This is a genomic window from Paenibacillus sp. J22P169 (assembly GCF_059691995.1).
The window spans coordinates 1-1,554 of record NZ_JCAUAO010000028.1; the positions used below are offsets into that span (position 1 = coordinate 1).

A 1,554-nucleotide genomic window follows, 5' to 3' on the forward strand; every position below is an offset into this window, starting at 1 on the left:
GATGATGGCGGAAGGGATCCACGCGTTCCCATCTCGAACACGACCGTTAAGCCTTCCAGCGTCGATGGTACTTGAACCGCAGGGTTCTGGGAGAGTAGAACGTTGCCAAGCGATACCCATGGCAAGCTTTCGGAGAAAGCTTCGAAAGCTTGTAGGTGGGTTTTTATTTTGAAGAATTTCCCTATACGGGCCCTTAGCTCAGCTGGTTAGAGCGCACCCCTGATAAGGGTGAGGTCGGTGGTTCGAGTCCACTAGGGCCCACCATATAACTTCATAAGAAGTTTCCCATTTGGGGCCATAGCTCAGCTGGGAGAGCGCCTGCCTTGCAAGCAGGAGGTCAGCGGTTCGATCCCGCTTGGCTCCACCAAAACACATTTTAAGACAGAAATTTCCAATAAATTTCGACTTGAAATGCAGTAATAAGATGTGATAAGATAACTTTCGCCGCTGAAATAGGGCAAAGATAACGAATCACAGCAATAAGTTGTTCCTTGAAAACTAGATAACGAAACAAAAACGCAAAGTAAGAACTTAGGTTGCTTGATCTTCGGATCTCGCAAAAATCTTTAAAGTTTTTTCTAGGTTAAGCTAGAAAGAGCACACGGAGGATGCCTAGGCACTAGGAGCCGAAGAAGGACGTGGCGAACGACGAAATGCCTCGGGGAGCCGTAAGCAGGCTTTGATCCGGGGATGTCCGAATGGGGGAACCCAGCTGTGGTAATGCGCAGTTACCATGTAGTGAATACATAGCTACATTGGAGGCAGACCCAGGGAACTGAAACATCTAAGTACCTGGAGGAAAAGAAAACAAAAGTGATTCCGTCAGTAGCGGCGAGCGAAAGCGGAATAGCCCAAACCAAGGAGCTTGCTCCTTGGGGTTGTAGGACCTCGACATGGGGTTAGTTTGGTAGGCGAAGTGATCTGGAAAGGTCCGGCATAGAAGGTAAAAGCCCTGTAGCCCAAACTGAACGAATCCCCTAGAGGTATCCTGAGTACGGCGGGTCACGTGAAACCCCGTCGGAATCCGGCAGGACCATCTGCCAAGGCTAAATACTCCCTAGTGACCGATAGTGAAGCAGTACCGTGAGGGAAAGGTGAAAAGCACCGCGGAAGCGGAGTGAAAAAGAACCTGAAACCGTGTGCTTACAAAAAGTCAGAGCCCTCTATATGGGTGATGGCGTGCCTTTTGTAGAATGAACCGGCGAGTTACGTTCCCGTGCGAGGTTAAGTTGAAAAGACGGAGCCGCAGCGAAAGCGAGTCTGAATAGGGCGCTTTAGTACGTGGACGTAGACCCGAAACCGTGTGATCTACCCCTGTCCAGGGTGAAGGTGAGGTAACACTCACTGGAGGCCCGAACCCACGAATGTTGAAAAATTCGGGGATGAGGTGGGGGTAGCGGAGAAATTCCAATCGAACTCGGAGATAGCTGGTTCTCCCCGAAATAGCTTTAGGGCTAGCCTCGGATGTTGAGTTGTGGAGGTAAAGCACTGATTGGGTGCGGGGCCCGCCAAGGGTTACCAAGTCCAGTCAAACTCTGAATGCCACAAACTTAA

General features: G+C 50.3%; 2 tRNA genes and 2 rRNA genes. All 4 read left to right on the forward strand.

Annotation, left to right across the window (positions count from 1 at the left end):
* Positions 1-111: ribosomal RNA gene (gene rrf, locus AC58QG_RS36430) — 5S ribosomal RNA — on the forward strand; the annotation flags it as partial.
* A 76-nt stretch (positions 112-187) separates the two neighbouring features.
* Positions 188-264 (forward strand) — tRNA-Ile (locus AC58QG_RS36435).
* Positions 265-291: 27 nt separating this feature from the next.
* Positions 292-367, forward strand: a tRNA-Ala gene (locus tag AC58QG_RS36440).
* Positions 368-581: 214 nt separating this feature from the next.
* Positions 582-1,554, forward strand: a 23S ribosomal RNA gene (locus AC58QG_RS36445); the annotation flags it as partial.